A 17,959-nucleotide genomic window follows, 5' to 3' on the forward strand; every position below is an offset into this window, starting at 1 on the left:
CTTCATGAGTAGGCAATCCAGCGGCCACAGATGATGACAGCGGCCCAAATCCCCAGTGACAACAGGCCATGCAGTTGCGCAGTCCGGTCCGCAGACTGCAAGGCGCCGCGGCGGGAATGGAACATCGCCGCATTGCAGCCCGCCAAGGTGATCAGCCCCAGCTTGAGCAGGAAAACGCGATTGTCCAACAGCTCCTGCGCCTGGGTGGCAAACATCAGCGAGCCACTGAGCGCGCAGAGGAAAAAGCCCAGCAGCGCAGGCAACAGCGTCAGCCGGGCCAGCGCCTCCAGCGGCAAGGCGGCCGCCAGCCCCAGCAGGCGGAGCTCGAACACCAGCAATCCGCCGAACAGCATGGCCAGGCCCAGCAGGTGCACGACCTCGAGGGCTGGATAGGCCCAGGGGTGGGCGCTCAGACTTGCAATCAGCATGGGATGGGCCTAGTGCGGGTACTGAACCAGTTGCAGGACATTGCCGGCCGGGTCCTTGAAGCTGGCGAGCCAGCCGCCCCAGGCCTGACGGTCAGGCGCTTCGATGAAGGGCACGCCGGCCGTCAGCAGCGCGGCATGCTGCGCCTGGATGTCGTCGACGCTGAAGGACAGGCCGCTGAAACGGCCGACGAGCTGCTGCTCGTCGGCGGGCGCCTCGGGCGGCACCGCCTCCAGCACCAGATCCAGCACGCCGGCATCGAACACGCAGAAACCCGCGGCCGGGCCGCCGGCTTTCAGCGTCAGGCCGAGCTGCTGCTGGTAGAACGGCAGCGCAGCAGCCAGATCGCGCACGAACAAGCGCACCGAAGCAAGTTTCATCGTCATCCCTCGTCACACAAAGGCGGCCGGCCCTGACCCTGCAAGGCAGCGAGGCGCCAAGTCTCGCACCGAACAGAAGCTCGAGGTTCGGGCCCGCGCGCCATCGACAATGCCAGCATGACCGTCCACGGCGAACCTCTGCAACTGGGACTGCGCCTCTGGCGCTGGGCCTGGCTGTGGCTGGCACCCTTGTTGCTGGGGCTGCTGTACTGGGCGCTGGCGCCGGCCGGTACGGCGGTGCGAGTGGCGGCGATGAACTGGAGCCGCGACATCGAGGTTGAACGCCAAGTCCAGCAGCTGGACTCGGGCTGGTGCGACGAGATGCCACACGGCGCACAGGCCATCAGCCGGCGCAAGGTCGACCGGCCAGACAGCCTGCCCGGCGGCACGGCAGAGCACTGCCGCTACACCGTGCTGGTGTGGCGCGCCGTGCGCAGCCTGCACAGCGAAGGCCTGGCGCCCACGTCCCCGTTCTGGCCGCCGGTTCCCGCCAACGCGCTGTCCAGCGATGCTGATGCTGGAAAGGAGCGGCTCGGCAAGCGGCATGAACGCTACGAACTGCTGCTGCAAAGCGACGATGGACAGGAATGGCGCTGCAAGCTGCCGATGCCGCGCTGGCAGACCTTCAGCACCGGGCAGCGGCTCAGGCTCAAGGTCGACCGATTCGGAGTGGCGGACTGCAGCGGCATTGCACGCGTGGGCTGAGCATTCTTGCCCGTCGAACCAATGCTTCAGGCGCGACCGCTGCGCGCCACCTCACGCAAGGTCTGCGAGCGATCAGAGCCCCCGTCCGTTGCATCGCGCAGCAAGGCGTCACGCACCCAGGCCACGGCTTCGCTCGGTCGGTCCTTGCACATCAACATGTAGGGATGCGGCGCCTCCAGCGCCGGCCCTGGCAATGCGACGAGGCTGCCCTGGCGCACCGCGTCAGCGCAGAGGTCGTGGGGCAGCAGTGCCACGCCCGCGCCGAGCACGGCGGCGTTGGCCGCCAGGTGTGCAAGATTGAAGCGCAGGCCAGGCAGCGGCGCCGGCACCGATACGCCAGCCTGCTCGAACCAGTCGATGAAGCCTGGCGAAGCCCAACCCCTGTCCTCGATACTGAGATGCAGCAAGGGCAAGCCTGCCACATCAGCCGGACGCAACCCTTGCCCGCGGCCGACCAGGGACGGCGCGGCGTAGGCTCGGAACGGTGCCGTCAGCAAAGGCCGCTGGCTGTGGCCGGGCAGGTCGGCACGCCGAAAGTAGATGCCAATGTCACCGTTCATGCCTCCACTGGCGCGGTGCTCGGCCGCGATCACGCGGATCTCCAGCTCGGGCCGCTGGCGACTCAGGGCGGCCACGCGCGGCGTCAGCCACAGCGCCGCCACGCTGAACTGAGTACGGATCTTGACCACCGGGCGCTGCTGGTGGTCGCGTACCGCGCAGCTGGTGCTGATCAGGCGCTCGAACGCATCGCGGATCCGCATCGCGTAGTCGCTACCTGCCAGGGTCAGCGTCACACCATTGGCGCCCCGCGTGAAGACCGGCATTCCCAGCCACTGCTCCAGCTGCTTGATCTGGTGACTGACCGCTGCCGCGCTGACATGCAGCTCCGTGGCGGCGCGCGAAAAGCTCATATGCCTGGCGGCAGCCTCGAAGGCGCGCAAGGCCGCCAATGGAGGAAGGGCTCGCTTGTCCATAAGGAGTTCAATGAAAGAGTCGAAGCTGGTAGCCCGGAGGGTATCAATGCAGAGAAGAGCCGCCCAGTCTGCACCCATCGACCCCAAGCCAGATTTAGCCTGAGGATCAGAAAGTTCAGTTTGCGGCCGCAGGCTCTGCGGTGGGACCATGCGCTCGCTGCAGGTCAGCCCATCCACCGATTCCGCCCATGACACCTTTTCGATCCATCGACCCTGCACGGCGCCAGGCCCTGTCCTGGACCGTCTTGCGATTCACTCTGGCGGGGCTCGTCGCGGCACATGGGGTGGCGCGCTTTGGGTACGACGCCGTCGCCCCCTTCGGCCTGTGGCTGCAGAGCCAGGGCTGGCCACAAGGGCCTGCGCTGGCCATCGGCATCACAGGCCTGGAGATCATCGCCCCGCTGTTGCTCGTGCTGGGCCGTTGCGTGCGCCCTTTGTGTCTGCTGCTTGCCGCCGTGTATGCCATGGGCATCGTGCTGGTGCATGCCAAGGCCGGCTGGTTCGTCGTGGGCCTGGGGCGCAACGGTTCGGAGTACTCAGTGCTGCTGATCATCTGCCTGCTCTTGCTCGCCCTCCAGCATCCCGCAAGTTCCTCAACACCATCCAACCCCAAGACCTCATGAGCCCAACCCTTGCATCGACTCTGAAGCTGGCCGCCTGCGTGCCCGTTCTTCTGCAGGCCGCCGCCTGCACATCGGTGGCCGAGAAGAGCAATATGCTCAGCGACGAGCGGGTCATCGCTGAGTCTGCCGGCACGCTGGGGCTGGCACCGGCCGACCTCAAGCTGCTATCCCGCCACACCTCGGGCACGAACACCTTCGCCACACTGCGTGGGCGCGATGGCAAGGAATACTCCTGCACCATCAATGGCGGCAACCTGCTGTCCTTCGGCATGACAAATCCGCCGAGCTGCCAGCGCAAGTGAGGTCAGAGGCCAGACGGCCGCAAGAATGCCGGGGATGACGAGGAGCCCGGCATCTCCTCTTTGCAGCATTGAAGGGCCTGGTCGGCGCGGGCACACCTTGCGTAGCTGGCCCCAAGCGCTTCGCTCAGCATCGCCTGGGTGGCCCAGAAGGCGCGAGAACCCAGGTCCAGCGGAGGACAGCCCCCTCAGCGTATGGTCTTGAACACCGCCACCGACTGCACCAGCCCTTGCGCCTGGCTGCGCAGGCTTTCCGCAGCAGCGGCGCTTTCTTCCACCAAGGCAGCGTTTTGCTGGGTCGTCTGATCCATCTGCGTGATGGCCTCGCCCACCTGGTGCACACCACGGCTTTGCTCGGCGCTGGCTTGGGCGATCTCGTGCACGATGGTGGTCACCTGCCGAATCGAGCTGACCACCTCCTGCATCGTCTGGCCGGCACGATCGACCTGGATGCCTCCCGATTCGATCTGCTCGCCGCTGGTGGTGATCAAGGACTTGATCTCCTTCGCCGCACTCGCCGAGCGCTGTGCGAGTGAACGCACCTCGGCCGCGACGACCGCAAAACCGCGGCCCTGCTCACCGGCACGGGCCGCTTCGACGGCGGCATTCAATGCAAGGATGTTGGTCTGAAAGGCGATACCGTCGATCACCCCCGTGATGTCGGAGATGCGCCGCGAGCTCTCGTTGATGCTGCGCATCAGGGACACCACCTCACCCACAGCAGCACCGCCCTTTTCGGCCACCATACTGGCCTGGCGGGCCATCTCGTTGGCCTGACGGGCGCTTTCGGCGTTCTGGTTCACCGTCGAGCCCAACTGATCCATCGAGGCCGCTGTCTGCTGCAAGGCGCTGGCCTGCAACTCGGTACGACCGGACAGATCGCTATTGCCCATCGCAATCTCGGAGCTGGCCGTGGCCACCCCCTCGGAACCTTCACGCACAGCGTTGACGACACGTGCCAGCCCTTGCTGCATTTGGTCAAGGCAGGCCATCAAGCTGTGGCTGTCGCCCGCGCGCAGCGGGATGCGGCAGGTGAGGTCGCCATCAGCGATCGCGCGCAAGTAGCCAGCAGCGGCCTTGGGCTCGCCGCCGAGCTGCCCAAGGATGTTGCGCGTCAGCAGCAGCGCCAGGGCGACGGCAAAGAAAAGCGCGAAGACCAGCACCCCGAGTACGACACGCCGGCTGCCGACATAGGTTGCCTCGGCCTGCACTGCGACTTCGGCGCCGCTGGCGAAGGACTCTTCAGCGAGTTTGTCGATGGCCATCAGGCTGTCATCGAAGCCGGACTTGCCCGCTCCATCGCTGATGTCCTTGGCATCTTCCAGTTTGCCCTGCTGGCCCAGCGCAATCACCTTGGCATGGACGGTCAGGTAGGCCTCCCAACGCTCGGTGAACTTTCGCCGCAGCTCGCTGGCCGGCGCCGGCGCCAGATGCTTGTCGTAGGCCTGCATCTGTTCCAGCACCAGCTGCTGCTGCGGCTTGATCTTGTCGAGGTACTCGGCCAGATAGCTGGTGTCCGGCGCCGTGCTGTACTTCACCTCGAACTCGCGGGCTTCCAGCATGGCCGAACGCGCACGGGCCAGATTGCCGACCGCCGGCAGCCACTGGCTGGCCAAGGACGCCGAGGCGCCGTTGACAGCAGCCAGGGAACTCAGCGCCACCACACCCAGCACGCCAGACAGCACGCTCGCCAGCAAAAAGCCGAACAATAGCTTCGCCCGCGTGCCCATCCTGTCCAGAGCCTGATCCACATACCTCATGACTTTCATATCAGCCTCCTGAAGTTGCAGGTGAAGGGGCCCTTCACTTCTTGAAGCCGATATACGTCACAGCGACCACCTGGCCCTTGGCGTCCTTGATCGGGTTGTAGCAAGCGCTGAAGGCAGTGCCCAGCACATCGACATCGCCGCAATAGCTCTGGCCCTTGATCACGGCCTCATAGGCCTTGGCACGGGCCAGATTGGTACCGACGCCGCGCTTGCCTTCCGGCGTGAGCACATTGGTGGAGACGCGAACGAACTCCTCACCGCTGCGCACGAACACAGTGGCGGTGGCACCGTGCTTCTTCCTGATCTCGTCGACGACGTCGTAGTTGCCGTTCATGCGGCGCGGGCCGAAGAACAGCACGGGCACCTCGGCATCGCCGAGCTTGGCCGTGCCTTCAATGCGAGGAGCACCGATCCCGGACAGACGCGTATCCAGCTCACCCAGCACCTGCTTCGGGTCCGACGCATGCACCGCGCTGGCCATCAGACACACACCCACTGCCACACCAAAGGATTTGAGGGATATCATGAATTGCTCCAGTGATTGAATGATTCCGCGGGACCCATGCACAAGACGCTGGCATCGGGTTGGTCCCAGTGGACTCGCTTTTGCGTCGGCGGGCAAGCGCTGAAACGTGCGCAATTCCACAACTTCTTCTTCAAAACACACGGACCCTAGGCAGCTGCACATCACAGCCGCGCCACGACGGCGGACCGCCTGCTGGTCTGACGCGCGTGCAGCCGAGGATGCCGCGATCAGGCGCGGATCGGGCGCCGATCGGGTGCGCATGCGTCTTACATGCGCCGTGGAACGCTCAGGCCGCCCTGTGCCCATTCAGCCGGAAGGTGGACACCACGTCGCGCAGCTTGTGGGACTGGTCAGCCATGCTCTGCGCCGCTGCTGCGCTTTGCTCCACCAGCGCAGCGTTCTGCTGCGTGGATTGGTCGAGCTGCGCCACCGACTCGTTGACCTGCCCGATGCCCGCGCTCTGCTCCGAAGCCGAGGACGAGATCTCGCCGATGATGTCGCTGACGCGCTTCACGCTGGACACGATCTCCGTCATCGTGTGGCCGGCCTCGCTGACCAGCTTCGAACCCGACTCGACCTTCTCGACGCTGCTGCCGATGAGGGTCTTGATCTCTCGCGCAGCCTCGGCGCTTCGCTGCGCCAAGCTGCGCACCTCGCTGGCGACAACGGCGAAGCCGCGTCCCTGCTCACCGGCACGCGCCGCCTCGACCGCTGCATTCAGCGCCAGGATGTTGGTCTGGAAGGCGATGCCATCAATGGTGCCAATGATGTCGGCGATGCGCTTGGAGCTGGCGTTGATCTCGTTCATCGTCGACACCACCTGATTCACCACACTGCCGCCACGCTCGGCCACATCGCTGGCCGAGGCCGACAGCTGGTTGGCCGTGCGCGCCGACTCGGCGGTCATCTTGACGGTGGCCGTCAACTGTTCCAGCGAACTGGCTGTCTGCTGCAGCGAGGCCGCCCCTTGCTCGGTGCGGTGGCTCAGCTCCACATTGCCCGCAGCGATTTCGGACGATGCGGTCGAGATGCTGCCGGTGGTCTCGCTGATCTGGTGAATGATCTGCTGCAGGCGCGACTGCATGGTTTGCAAGGCAGCCAGCAGCCGTGAGGTCTCGTCGCGCCCGCTCACCTGGATCGCTTCGGTCAAGTCGCCTCCGGCAATTCGGTCGGCCACCTGGACAGCATATGCAATTGGCCGCACCAGGGACCTCACCAGGGCAATGCCGAGCGCCACGCCGGCCAGCAGGCAGAAGGCGGTCAGACCGGTCAGCCATTGCAACTGGAACTGCGCCTGTGCCTTCAGCGCGTCGCCCTCGGCTCGCGCACGGCTCACCTGGTAAGCCGCGTGCCGGGCAGAAACTGCCAGATAGTCCTTGGACACGCTGGCGAATCGGCCCTTGCCCAACGCGGTGGCTGCGGCCTGGTCGCCGCTTTCGATGTGTTTTCGCACGGCGTCCCGCTCTGCCAGCCACAAGGCTCGGGAAGCACCCAGTTCCTTGCCCAGAGCAAGGCCTTCCGTGCTGTTTTCGATCTCGGCAAAACGCTTCTGGACCCGGGTGGTGTCCGTCGAGATGGCCAGCGTCGCTTCTTTGGTGGCGTCGTAGAGCGCCGCATCGGGAGAGAGCGCCACAGCGCCCCAGCGCGCCACGGCTTCCCGGATGTTGGCGTCCCAACGTTGCGACAACTCGATGCGCTCGACCTGAGCGCCCGTGATCTCCCCACGCGCTCAGAAACGGTGAGGAACTTGCTCACCGCAAGGGCCGCAACCACCAGCATGCCAGCCATCATGAGCCCCAGCACCAAGGTCAGCCGGCGTCCAATCGCCATGTTCATCAACATAGATTTGCCATTTCAAGTGGGTTTGCGAAAGGTCTACGGCAAACACTCCGGTTTGCGCCTGCTCTGTGGCTATCGACACATTCATGTGGGACTTGAGGGGTTGGGTATCGGGCGGGAGCCCCCTGTACAAGGGACGGGCCATGCGCCGCTGCCGAGCGCTCAGGTAGCCAGCCTTGCGCGCCAGACGCTGCCCTGACCCTTCAGTAGCGCTCAGGCCGCACCTTGCAGTGCCGCAGCCGTGGCGGCGTCGGCAGCGAACAGGTGCTCGATCCGCAAGGAAGCCAGGGTCACATCCAGCGGCGCGCCGAAGCTGCTGAACATCGAGAAAAGGCGCAACTCGCCGACGCGGGAGTGCAGACGCGTGAGCAAGAGCGGCGTTTGCGCCTCGGGCGCTGGCCAGCTCGGCAGCACCGCTTGCAGCTGCGCCAGCCGAGCCGCCAGGGCGGGAACTTGCAGCGCCTCACGCCGAGCGCGATGCAGGATCTCGCCGCACACCTCCGCTTCATTGATCACGCAACTCCGCATGCCGCCGGTGCCCAGCAGCCAGTCGAGCAGGTTGGCGGGTTGCTCGGGCATGGGCAAGCCCAACAGGTCCAGAAGGCGCTGAACACCGGCGTTGGCCATCAGCAGATTCCACTCGGCATCCAGCACCAAGGCAGGTGGGCTGCCCGGCGCGTGCAGCAGTTGTTGAAGCGCATCTCGGGCCGGGCCAAGCTGGGGTGCGTCCAGCGCATGCTGGCTGTAGGCGGGCGCAAGGCCTGCCGCGAGCAGCGCCGCGTTCCGTTCAGGCAACGGCGCTTCCAGGGCATCCAGCAAAGCCAGCAAGGTACTGCGTGTGGGCCGGGAGCGGCCGGTTTCAATGCAGCTCAGATGGCGTTGCGACACCCCGGCGCGCAGGCCGAGTTCCATTTGACTGACGCGGCGCTGGCGGCGCAAGGCGGTTAACGGATGCATGCCCGAAGCGTAGCGGGGACGGGTGATGAAGGCGATGACCTCGGAGGTCGTTGCGGACCCGCAGGCGCCAGCCAACACTGCGCCTCGTCTACAACTTTCGGAGTCATCATGCCATTCCTCAAACCCATTCTTGCATTGGTCTTCCTGTTGTTTGGCGCCTTCTCGCTCTGGGCGCTGGTGGAGATCGGCTTCGTGGGCATTTGGCAAAGCGGCTTTGCCAATCTGGGCAGCGCACAGATCACGGTGGATCTGATCGTGGCTTGCAGCCTGCTCGTGGGCTTCATCGCGCGCGATTGCCGCGCCCAAGGGCGGCCCTGGTGGCCTTGGGCTGCGCTGACACTGGCGCTCGGCTCCTTCGGGCCGCTGGCCTACCTGCTTTGGAGGCAGCAGCGATGACACGCCCACTGCTCATCAGCGGGGTGTTGCTCTTGGCCGGTGTCGTGCACCTGCTCCCATTGCTGGGCGTGCTGGGCGCCGCGCGGCTGGAGCAGCTTTACGGCTTGCGCATGGAAGACCCGAATCTGCTCCTGTTGATGCGACACCGCGCACTGCTCTTCGGTCTGCTCGGTCTGTTGCTGGCCACTGCTGCCTTCAAGCCAGCCTGGCAAGGCCTGGCACTGCTCGCAGCCTGGGCTTCGGTGCTGGGTTTCGTGCTGCTGGCGCCTTCGGGCCTGCTGCCGGCATTGCAAAGAGTGTGGTGGATCGACGTGGCCCTGCTGCCATTCCTGGCGCTGGCCAGTTGGGCCTACCTTTCCGCGCCGCGCACGTCCTAGACACGCGGCATCTGCAAGGCCTGGCGCCGCCAGTCGGCGGCGTCAGGCCCACGTCGCCAGTCATGCAGCCTGATCAGGCCCAGGCGGCCTTGTAGTCCGCGGCGTACTGCGCCACGGTGCGCGGGGCGCGGCCGGTGATGGTCTGCACCGCGTCGGTGATGCGCTCCGCGTAGCCGGCCTTGAAGTAGCTGAGGATCAGCAGCAGGAAGTCGGGATAGTCGGCAGGCAAGCCGGCACCCAGCAGCCCTTCGCGCATGGCCTCGGGCGGGATGTCGGTGTAGCCGATGGGTTTGCCGGTGGCCTGGGTCAGCAGGGCCGCCACTTGGTGGTGGTCCAGGGCTTCGGCGCCGGTGAGGTCGAAGTCTTGGCCCTTGAAGCGATCGCTGACCAGCAACTCGGCGGCCACGGCAGCGATGTCGCGGGCGTCGATGAAGCTGCCCTTGGCGTCGGCCACCGGCAGCAGGATCTGGCCTTGGGTCAGGATGCCGTGCAGCCAGAAGGTGTTGAAGTTCTGCATGAACCAGTTCGGGCGAATGACGTTGAAGGCCAGGCCTGAAGCTTCCAGGTAGCGCTCGGCCACGCGCAGCGGCGCGGCTTCGTCGGCGTTGGCGCCCATGGCGCTCATCAGCACCACCTTGTGCAGCCCTTGAGCGCGGGCTGCGTCCACCAGCGGGTTCAGCAGCAGGTCTTGGCGCGTGTGGCCGGGGGGCGCCAGGAAGAAGGCACTGTCCACGCCGGCAAACGCGGCGTCGCGGCCTTCGCCGGTCAGCAGGTTCAGGTGCACCTGGTCGGGCGCAGTGGGCGTGCGGCTGGTGGCTTTGCGCACCGTGTGGCCGGCCTGGCTGAGCAGGCGGGAGAGCTCAGAACCGACAGTGCCGCTGGCGCCGACGACGAGGATGGTGGACATGGTGATGCTCCTGGTGTGGGTTGCGATGGCTCCATTGTTTGGGGTCAGACCTGTACTTAAAATGGCTTTTAGTTCAAACTTCATGTCATTCCGTACCGAGTTCATGAACCATGAGCACCGACAACCTCGACCTGCTGTCCGATCTGCTGAGCCAAGCCGGCATGCGCCGCCGCCTGCTGGGCCAGCACCGCGTGCCCAACAGGGCAGCGCTGCGCTTTCCCTGCGAGAAGAGCATCGGCCTGCACGTGGTGACGCAGGGCGAGGTGCACCTGCACGCGCCGGGCCTCGAAGCCCCCTTCGCCCTGCACACGGGCGATTTGGCCGTGATGGCACGCGGCTGCGAGCACTTCCTGACCCTGGGGCCGGCGGTGAGCGGCCTGCCCGTGCAAACCGTCGGCGCTGACGGCGACCTGGGCCCGGCCGAGCCGGGGTCGGCCTGCGTGATCAGCGGGGCCTATCAGTTGTGGAACGCACCGCTGCACCCTTTCTGGCGCGAGATGCCGGCCTGGTTCGTGCTGCAGGCCGACGAGCTACCCAAGCTCGGCCCCCTGGCCCTGACTGTTGGCCTGCTGACCGACGAGCTGCGCCAGCGCCAGCTGGGCGCCGAGACCGTGCTGAACGGACTGATGGACGTGGTGTTCACTTACCTGCTGCGCGAGATGCTGGCCCGCCACGCCCCCGCCCAGCACGGCTGGGCCCAGGCCGTGCGCGACCCGCAGGTGCGCCGCGCGTTGGCCTTGATGCAGGGCGACCCGGCCCGCGCCTGGACGCTGGAATCACTGGCGCTGGAGGTCGGCCTATCGCGCACCGCGCTGGCCGAGCGCTTCCGCGAAGCCATGGGCGACACGCCCCTGGCTCATCTGCGCACGCTGCGCCTGCAGGCCGCCATGCGCCTGTTGAGCAGCACCGAGCAAACGCTGGAGCAAGTGGCCCAGGCCGTGGGCTACCAGGACGCCTTCAGCTTCAGCAAGGCCTTCAAACGCGAGGTCGGCCTTTCGCCGCGAGAGTTCCGACGCCACGACGAAGCTGATCGCGCTTTGGCTTACCGCTTCTAGGCCGAGGCAGCTCCGCTTCAGCCCGGCACGCCAGCGCCGGCGCCCAGCAGCCATCCCTTTCGCCATGCCGCCCTTCCCCCGCTGTGCCAACGGCGCAGCAGCACGGGGACGCCATCGGCCAAGCGGTTTACCAGCCAAGGGGACTATCCCCGGGTCGTTGCCTTGCGTCATGCCCCAGGGGCTGTGCGCATGAAAGGCAAGCGGCGCGAAACCAGCGCATGTCTGGACGCACGACCTGAGATGCCCAAGGAAAAGCCCCGGACAGTCTCCCGTCCGGGGCTTGCGTTTGTCAGTGCTGTAGCGGCTTACTTCCGCGCCGGCGGCACATCCGTGCAGGACCCGTGCGCCACCTCGGCCGCCATGCCGATGCTCTCGCCCAGCGTGGGGTGCGGATGGATGGTCTTGCCGATGTCCACCGCGTCGGCGCCCATCTCGATGGCCAGGGCGATCTCGCCGATCATGTCGCCCGCATGGGTGCCGACGATGCCGCCGCCCAGGATCTTGCCGTGGCCATGGGCCTCAGGCGAGTCATCGAACAAGAGCTTGGTGAAGCCCTCATCGCGCCCATTGGCGATGGCGCGGCCTGAAGCCGCCCAGGGGAACAAGCCCTTCTTGACCTTGATGCCTTGGGCCTTGGCCTGCTCTTCGGTCAGGCCCACCCAGGCCACTTCGGGGTCGGTGTAGGCCACGCTAGGGATCACGCGCGCATCGAACTGGCTCTTGGCCAGTTCAGCATCGCCCAACAACTCGCCGGCGATGACCTCGGCCGCCACATGCGCCTCATGCACCGCCTTATGCGCCAGCATGGGCTGGCCGACGATGTCGCCGATGGCGAAGATGTGCAGCTGGCTGGTGCGCATCTGCACGTCCACATTGATGAAGCCGCGATCCGTCACCGCCACGCCGGCCTTGTCGGCGGCGATCTTCTTGCCATTGGGCGTGCGGCCCACGGCCTGAAGAACCAGGTCGTAGAGGCCCTCGCTCTTCGTGCCATCCAGGCCCTCGAACTGCACCTTGATGCCTTCGGGCGTGGCAGTGGCGCCCACCGTCTTGGTCTTCAACAGGATGTTGTCGAAGCGGTGCTTGTTCATCTTCTCCCAGACCTTGACCAGATCGCGGTCGGCGCCCTGCATCAGGCCGTCCATCATCTCGACCACGTCCAGGCGCGCGCCCAGTGTCGAATAGACCGTGCCCATCTCCAGGCCGATGATGCCGCCGCCGATGATCAGCATCTTCTTGGGCGTGCCCTTCAGTTCGAGCGCACCGGTGCTGTCGACGATGCGCTCATCGTCGGGCAGGAAAGGCAGCCGCACCGCAGCCGAGCCGGCGGCGATGATGGCCTTCTTGAAACGCAGGGTCTGCGTCTTGCCGGTCTTGTCCTGCGAACTGCCGGTGGTCTCTTCGATGCTCAAGTGATTGGCATCAAGGAAGGAGCCGTAGCCGCGCAGCACCGTCACCTTGCGCATCTTGGCCATGCCGGCCAGGCCGCCGGTGAGCTTGCCGATGACTTTCTCTTTGTGGCCACGCAGCTTGTCGATATTGACGCTGGGCGCGCCGAAGTCCACGCCCAGGTCCGCCATGTGCGAGACCTCGTCCATCACCGCCGCCACATGCAGCAGGGCCTTGGACGGGATGCAGCCCACGTTCAGGCACACGCCGCCCAGCGAGGCATAACGCTCCACCAGCACGACCTTCAGGCCCAGGTCGGCAGCGCGGAAGGCGGCCGAGTAACCGCCCGGGCCACCGCCCAGCACCAGCACATCGGCTTCAAGATCGGCACTGCCGGCATAGCTGGCCGCTTGTGTTGCAGCGGGCGCAGATGCAGCGACAGGTGCAGCAACAGCCGCTGGCGCGGGTGCAGGCGTGGGCGCTGCTGCGGGTGCGACGGCCGCAGCCACTGATTCCAGCATCAGCAGCACCGAGCCCTGATTGACCTTGTCACCCAGGGCGACACGCAGTTCCTTGACCACACCGGCATGCGAGCTGGGGATCTCCATCGAGGCCTTGTCGCTCTCGACCGTCACCAGGCTCTGCTCGGCCTTGACGGTGTCGCCCGCCTTCACCAGCAGCTCGATGACCGCCACGTCCTTGACATCGCCGATGTCCGGCACTTTCACTTCGATGATTGCCATGATGGGACATTCTCCAAATTCGTTAGCGCCAGCTCAGCCGGCGCCGGGCCGCCCCAAGGCGGCTGAGCGAACCCGCTTGGCGGGTGGTGGCGGTACCCCGCCACCGGGTGCTCACAAAGCGATGCGACGGAAGTCCGCCAGCAACGATGCGAAATAGACGTTGAAGCGGGCTGCGGAGGCGCCGTCGATCACGCGGTGATCCCAGCTCAAGCTGAGCGGCAAGATCAGGCGCGGCTGGAAGGCCTTGCCATCCCACACCGGCTCGGTGCTGCTCTTGCACACACCCATGATGGCCACCTCGGGCGCATTGATGATGGGCGTGAAGTACTTGCCGCCGATGCCACCCAGCGAGGAGATCGAGAAGCAGCCACCGCTCATATCGGCCGGGCTCAGCTTGCCGTCGCGGGCCTTCTTGGCCAGCTCGCTCATCTCCTGGCTGATCTGCAGGATGCCCTTCTTGTCGGCATCCTTGATCACCGGCACCACCAGACCGCTCGGCGTATCCGCCGCGAAACCGATGTGGAAGTAGTTCTTCAGCACCAGGGTGTCGCCATCCAGGCTGGCATTGAACTCGGGGAACTTCTTCAAGGCAGCCACCGCCGCCTTGATCATGAAGGCCAGCATCGTCACCTTGACGCCGCTCTTCTCGTTCTCCTTGTTCAGCTGAACACGGAAGGCTTCCAACTCGGTGATGTCCGCATCGTCGTGGTTGGTGACGTGAGGGATGACCACCCAGTTGCGGTGCAGGTTGGCACCGCTGATCTTCTTGATGCGCGAGAGCTCCTTGCGCTCGGTGGGGCCGAACTTCTCGAAGTCCACCTTGGGCCAGGGCAGCAGGCCGGGGAAGGCGCCGCCCGTGGCCGGTGCAGCCGCGGCGGCCGGCGCCGCGGCCTTCTGCGCGGCGGTCTGCTGGCCGCCGGCCATCACGGCCTTGACGAAGGCCTGCACGTCGGCTTCAGTGATGCGGCCCTTGGGGCCGGAGCCCTTGACCTCATCCAGCGGCACGCCGAGCACGCGGGCGAACTTGCGGATGCTGGGGCTGGCGTGCGGCAGTCGGCCTTTGGGCGCTGTCGGTTCATGCGCTGGCAGCGCGGCAGCAACAACAACAGCGGCAGCTGGGGCGGCAGGCGCCACAGCGGCGCTCGCCACAGGTGCCGGAGCCGGTCCAGCAGCAGCTGCGGCTGCGACGGCGGCTGGCGCTGCTGCAGCTGCCACACCTGCGGCCTCGACCACGGCGATCACGCTGCCCTTGGCCACCTTGTCGCCCAGCTTGACCTTCAGCTCTTTCAGCACACCGGCATGCGAGGACGGGATCTCCATCGAGGCCTTGTCGCTCTCGACGGTGATCAGGCTCTGCTCCAGCTTGATGGCATCGCCCACCTTGACCAGCAGCTCGATCACGGCCACTTCGTCGAAGTCGCCGATGTCGGGAACAGTGACCTCCACCAAGCTCGTACCGGCGCTCGTCGGTGCAGCCGCAAGGGCTGCTGCGGCCGGCGCTGCGCTTGCAGGCGCTGGAGCCACCGGCGCCGAGGCCGGCGCCGCAGCAGGAGCGGCAACGGCCGCTGCGCCCTCAGCTTCCAGCAGCAGCAGCAAGCTGCCCTGGCTGACCTTGTCGCCCAGCGCGACCTTGATTTCCTTCACCACGCCGGCGGCGCTGCTGGGAATCTCCATCGAGGCCTTGTCGCTCTCCACCGTCACCAGGCTCTGTTCGAGCTTGACGGTGTCGCCGACCTTGACCATCAACTCGATGACCGCCACATCCGTGACGTCGCCGATGTCCGGAACCTTGACTTCTACCAATGCCATGTCTTGTCTCCGATTGGCGCCGATCAGGCGTACAGCGGGTTGATCTTGTTGGCGTTGATGCCGTACTTGGCAATCGCATCCGCCACAACCGTGGCCGGCAGCTTGCCCTCGTCAGCCAGCGACTTCAGCGCCGCGACGACGATGTAGTGGCGGTTGATCTCGAAGTGCTCACGCAGCTTGGAGCGGAAGTCCGAGCGGCCGAAGCCGTCAGTACCCAGCACCTTGTAGGAGCGGCCGGCCGGGATGAAGGCGCGGATCTGCTCGGCGTAGTTCTTCATGTAGTCGGTCGACGCGATCACCGGGCCGCTGCTCTTGGACAGCTGCTGCGTCACGAAGGGCACGCAGGCCAGCTCGGTGGGATGCAGCAGGTTCCAGCGCTCGGCGTTCTGGCCGTCGCGCGCCAGCTCGTTGAAGCTGGGGCAGGACCAGACATTGGCGCCGACGCCCCATTCACTTTCCAGCAGTTGCTTGGCCGCCTGGCTCTCACGCAGGATGGTGCCCGAGCCCAGCAGGTTGACGCTCAAGGGGCCGGGCGAAGCCTCTTCCAGCAGGTACATGCCCTTGATGATCTGCGCCTCGGTGCCCGGCTTCAGGCCCGGCATCGCGTAGTTCTCGTTGAGCAGCGTGAGGTAGAAGAACACGTTCTCCTGGTCTTCCACCATGCGCTTCAGGCCGTGCTGCATGATCACCGCGACTTCGTGCGCGAAGCTGGGGTCGTAAGAGATGCAATTCGGGATGGTGCCGGCCAGGATGTGGCTGTGGCCGTCCTCATGCTGCAGGCCTTCGCCGTTCAGGGTGGTGCGTCCGGAAGTGCCGCCCAACAGGAAACCGCGCGCCTGCATATCGCCCGCCGCCCAGGCCAGGTCGCCGATGCGCTGGAAGCCGAACATCGAGTAGTAGACGTAGAACGGGATCATCACGCGGTTGTTCGTCGAGTACGACGTTGCCGCGGCGATCCACGAGGCCATGCCGCCCGCCTCGTTGATGCCTTCCTGCAGGATCTGGCCGGCCTTGTCCTCGCGGTAATACATCACCTGGTCCTTGTCGACCGGGGTGTAGAGCTGACCCTTGGGGTTGTAGATGCCGATCTGGCGGAACAGGCCTTCCATGCCGAAGGTGCGCGCCTCGTCGACCAGGATGGGCACGACGCGCGGGCCCAGATCCTTGTCGCGCAGCAGCTGGGTCAGGAAGCGCACATAGGCCTGGGTGGTGGAGATCTCACGGCCTTCCGCGGTCGGCTCCAACACGGCCTTGAAGGTATCCAGCGGCGGCACCGTGAAGGTTTCATCGGCCTTGACACGGCGCTTGGGCAGATAGCCGCCCAAGGCCTGGCGGCGCTCGTGCAGATAGCGCATCTCGGGCGTGTCGTCGGCCGGCTTGTAGTAAGGCAGCTTGGGCAGCTCGCTGTCGGGGATGGGGATGCCGAAACGGTCGCGGATGTACTTGATGTCCTCGTCCGTCAGCTTCTTGGTCTGGTGGACGGTGTTCTTGCCCTCGCCGGCCTTGCCCATGCCATAGCCCTTGACGGTCTTGACCAGCAGCAGGGTCGGTTGGCCCGTGGTGTTGTGGTGGGCCTTGTGGAAGGCGGCAAAGACCTTCTCGGGCTGGTGGCCACCGCGGCGCAGCTCGAAGATCTCGTCGTCGCTCATGTGCTCCACCAGCTTGGCGGTCTCGGGGTACTTGCCGAAGAAATGCTTGCGGACATAGGCGCCGTCATTGGCCTTCATGGCCTGGTAGTCGCCATCCACGGTTTCCATCATGAGTTGCTTCAGCTTGCCGCTCTTGTCGCGCGCCAGCAGCTCGTCCCAGCCCTTGCCCCAGATCAGCTTGATGACGTTCCAGCCGCTGCCGCGGAACTCGCCTTCCAGCTCCTGGATGATCTTGCCGTTGCCGCGCACCGGGCCGTCCAGGCGCTGCAGATTGCAGTTGATGACGAAGACCAGGTTGTCCAGGCCCTCGCGCGCGGCCAGGCCGATCGCGCCCAGGCTTTCCGGCTCGTCCATCTCGCCGTCGCCCATGAAGGCCCAGACCTTGCGGTTGGCGGTATCGGCAATGCCGCGGGCGTGCAGGTACTTCAGGAAGCGCGCCTGGTAGATCGCCATCAAGGGGCCCAGACCCATCGAGACGGTCGGGAACTGCCAAAACTCGGGCATCAGCTTGGGGTGCGGGTAGCTGGACAGGCCCTTGCCGTCCACTTCCTGGCGGAAGCTGTCAAGCTGGGCCTCGCTCAGGCGGCCTTCCAGGAAAGCGCGGGCATAGATGCCGGGCGAGCTGTGGCCCTGGATATAGAGCAGATCGCCGCCGTGGTTCTCACTCTCGGCATGCCAGAAATGGTTGAAGCCCGCACCCAGCATCGAGGCCAGCGAGGCAAACGAACCGATGTGGCCACCCAGATCGCCACCATCCGCCGGATTCAGGCGATTGGCGCGCACGACCATGGCCATCGCGTTCCAGCGCATATAGGCGCGCAGGCGCTTCTCGATGGCGATATTGCCGGGGCAATGCGCTTCCTGGTCGGCCGGGATGGTGTTGACGTAAGCCGTGTTGGCCGAGAACGGCACATCGATGCCGGCTTGGCGGGCATGGTCGATCAGCGATTCGAGCAGGAAGTGGGCACGCTCGCCCCCCTCCTCGCCGATCACGGCGGACAGTGCGTCCAACCATTCCTTGGTTTCGAGGGCGTCAGTGTCATTGGCGGCTGCGCCAAGAGTGGACTGGGGCTGGGCGGACATGTCTCGTCTCCTAAAAAGGCCGTTGCCAGGGTCATTTTTTGCGAAGTGTCGCA

General features: G+C 65.7%; 18 protein-coding genes. 7 read left to right on the forward strand and 11 right to left on the reverse strand.

Annotation, left to right across the window (positions count from 1 at the left end; all coding sequences use genetic code 11):
• Nucleotides 1-2: 2 nt before the first annotated feature.
• Both ACIQ67_RS00535 and ACIQ67_RS00540 read right to left on the reverse strand, forming a co-directional pair.
• Nucleotides 3-425, reverse strand: coding sequence for a DUF6644 family protein (locus ACIQ67_RS00535; RefSeq protein WP_397532420.1), 423 nt, complete (start codon nt 423-425; stop codon nt 3-5).
• 12 nt (nt 426-437) lie between these two features.
• Nucleotides 438-806, reverse strand: coding sequence for a VOC family protein (locus tag ACIQ67_RS00540; RefSeq protein ID WP_397532382.1), 369 nt, complete (start codon nt 804-806; stop codon nt 438-440).
• A gap of 117 nt (nt 807-923) precedes the next feature.
• Between ACIQ67_RS00540 and ACIQ67_RS00545 the strand changes: the two genes are divergently transcribed.
• Entirely contained in the window at nt 924-1,511 is a 588-nt protein-coding gene (locus tag ACIQ67_RS00545) for a hypothetical protein (protein WP_397532383.1), read from the forward strand.
• A 26-nt stretch (nt 1,512-1,537) separates the two neighbouring features.
• Here the strand turns inward: ACIQ67_RS00545 and ACIQ67_RS00550 are convergent, their stop codons facing one another.
• Nucleotides 1,538-2,485, reverse strand: a complete 948-nt coding sequence (locus ACIQ67_RS00550) for a LysR substrate-binding domain-containing protein (protein WP_397532384.1) — start codon at nt 2,483-2,485, stop codon at nt 1,538-1,540.
• A gap of 188 nt (nt 2,486-2,673) precedes the next feature.
• Between ACIQ67_RS00550 and ACIQ67_RS00555 the strand changes: the two genes are divergently transcribed.
• Together ACIQ67_RS00555 and ACIQ67_RS00560 are read left to right on the forward strand one after the other, a co-directional pair.
• Complete coding sequence (locus ACIQ67_RS00555; protein ID WP_397532385.1) at nt 2,674-3,108, forward strand: DoxX family protein; 435 nt, start codon at nt 2,674-2,676, stop codon at nt 3,106-3,108.
• Nucleotides 3,105-3,410 (forward strand): hypothetical protein, encoded by a 306-nt coding sequence (locus tag ACIQ67_RS00560; protein ID WP_397532386.1) that lies wholly within the window; start codon nt 3,105-3,107, stop codon nt 3,408-3,410. Before ACIQ67_RS00555 ends, ACIQ67_RS00560 begins: the two co-directional genes overlap by 4 nt.
• A 185-nt stretch (nt 3,411-3,595) precedes the next feature.
• Here the strand turns inward: ACIQ67_RS00560 and ACIQ67_RS00565 are convergent, their stop codons facing one another.
• The 3 genes from ACIQ67_RS00565 to ACIQ67_RS00575 all read right to left on the reverse strand — a co-directional run bounded on the left by ACIQ67_RS00565 (nt 3,596) and on the right by ACIQ67_RS00575 (nt 7,389).
• The gene (locus ACIQ67_RS00565) at nt 3,596-5,176 is read right to left on the reverse strand and encodes a methyl-accepting chemotaxis protein (protein ID WP_397532387.1); all 1,581 of its coding nucleotides are present in this window, start codon (nt 5,174-5,176) and stop codon (nt 3,596-3,598) included.
• 34 nt (nt 5,177-5,210) lie between these two features.
• Nucleotides 5,211-5,702 (reverse strand): Cache 3/Cache 2 fusion domain-containing protein, encoded by a 492-nt coding sequence (locus ACIQ67_RS00570; RefSeq protein WP_397532388.1) that lies wholly within the window; start codon nt 5,700-5,702, stop codon nt 5,211-5,213.
• 286 nt (nt 5,703-5,988) lie between these two features.
• A complete protein-coding gene (locus ACIQ67_RS00575) occupies nt 5,989-7,389 on the reverse strand; it encodes a methyl-accepting chemotaxis protein (protein ID WP_397532389.1) in 1,401 nt (466 codons plus the stop codon).
• A 102-nt stretch (nt 7,390-7,491) separates the two neighbouring features.
• Here ACIQ67_RS00575 and ACIQ67_RS00580 point away from each other — a divergent pair, with 102 nt between their 5' ends.
• A complete protein-coding gene (locus ACIQ67_RS00580; protein WP_397532390.1) occupies nt 7,492-7,740 on the forward strand; it encodes a hypothetical protein in 249 nt (82 codons plus the stop codon).
• A gap of 14 nt (nt 7,741-7,754) precedes the next feature.
• Here the strand turns inward: ACIQ67_RS00580 and ACIQ67_RS00585 are convergent, their stop codons facing one another.
• Nucleotides 7,755-8,498, reverse strand: coding sequence for a helix-turn-helix domain-containing protein (locus tag ACIQ67_RS00585; protein ID WP_397532391.1), 744 nt, complete (start codon nt 8,496-8,498; stop codon nt 7,755-7,757).
• Nucleotides 8,499-8,606: 108 nt separating this feature from the next.
• Here ACIQ67_RS00585 and ACIQ67_RS00590 point away from each other — a divergent pair, with 108 nt between their 5' ends.
• Nucleotides 8,607-8,894: a DUF2834 domain-containing protein gene (locus tag ACIQ67_RS00590; RefSeq protein ID WP_397532392.1), complete on the forward strand. Its 288-nt coding sequence runs from the start codon at nt 8,607-8,609 to the stop codon at nt 8,892-8,894.
• Entirely contained in the window at nt 8,891-9,271 is a 381-nt protein-coding gene (locus ACIQ67_RS00595) for a phosphopantetheine adenylyltransferase (RefSeq protein ID WP_397532393.1), read from the forward strand. Before ACIQ67_RS00590 ends, ACIQ67_RS00595 begins: the two co-directional genes overlap by 4 nt.
• Before the next feature lie 73 nt (nt 9,272-9,344).
• Here ACIQ67_RS00595 and ACIQ67_RS00600 read toward each other — a convergent pair whose 3' ends face one another.
• Nucleotides 9,345-10,178, reverse strand: coding sequence for an NAD(P)H-binding protein (locus ACIQ67_RS00600; RefSeq protein ID WP_397532394.1), 834 nt, complete (start codon nt 10,176-10,178; stop codon nt 9,345-9,347).
• A 110-nt stretch (nt 10,179-10,288) separates the two neighbouring features.
• Between ACIQ67_RS00600 and ACIQ67_RS00605 the strand changes: the two genes are divergently transcribed.
• Nucleotides 10,289-11,233, forward strand: coding sequence for a cupin domain-containing protein (locus ACIQ67_RS00605; RefSeq protein WP_397532395.1), 945 nt, complete (start codon nt 10,289-10,291; stop codon nt 11,231-11,233).
• A gap of 305 nt (nt 11,234-11,538) precedes the next feature.
• On the opposite strand, the gene lpdA is transcribed toward ACIQ67_RS00605, so the two are convergent.
• The 3 genes from lpdA to aceE form a co-directional block, all read right to left on the reverse strand.
• Nucleotides 11,539-13,365 carry a dihydrolipoyl dehydrogenase gene (gene lpdA, locus ACIQ67_RS00610; RefSeq protein ID WP_397532396.1) on the reverse strand — a complete coding sequence of 609 codons (1,827 nt, stop codon included), beginning with the start codon at nt 13,363-13,365 and terminating at the stop codon, nt 11,539-11,541.
• 111 nt (nt 13,366-13,476) lie between these two features.
• Nucleotides 13,477-15,174, reverse strand: a complete 1,698-nt coding sequence (gene aceF, locus ACIQ67_RS00615) for a dihydrolipoyllysine-residue acetyltransferase (protein WP_397532397.1) — start codon at nt 15,172-15,174, stop codon at nt 13,477-13,479.
• Between the two features lie 23 nt (nt 15,175-15,197).
• Nucleotides 15,198-17,906 carry a pyruvate dehydrogenase (acetyl-transferring), homodimeric type gene (aceE, locus tag ACIQ67_RS00620; RefSeq protein ID WP_397532398.1) on the reverse strand — a complete coding sequence of 903 codons (2,709 nt, stop codon included), beginning with the start codon at nt 17,904-17,906 and terminating at the stop codon, nt 15,198-15,200.
• Nucleotides 17,907-17,959: the final 53 nt, after the last annotated feature.

It is taken from the genome of Roseateles sp., from assembly GCF_044373315.1.
In the GTDB taxonomy this organism is placed as follows: domain Bacteria; phylum Pseudomonadota; class Gammaproteobacteria; order Burkholderiales; family Burkholderiaceae_C; genus JACDQM01.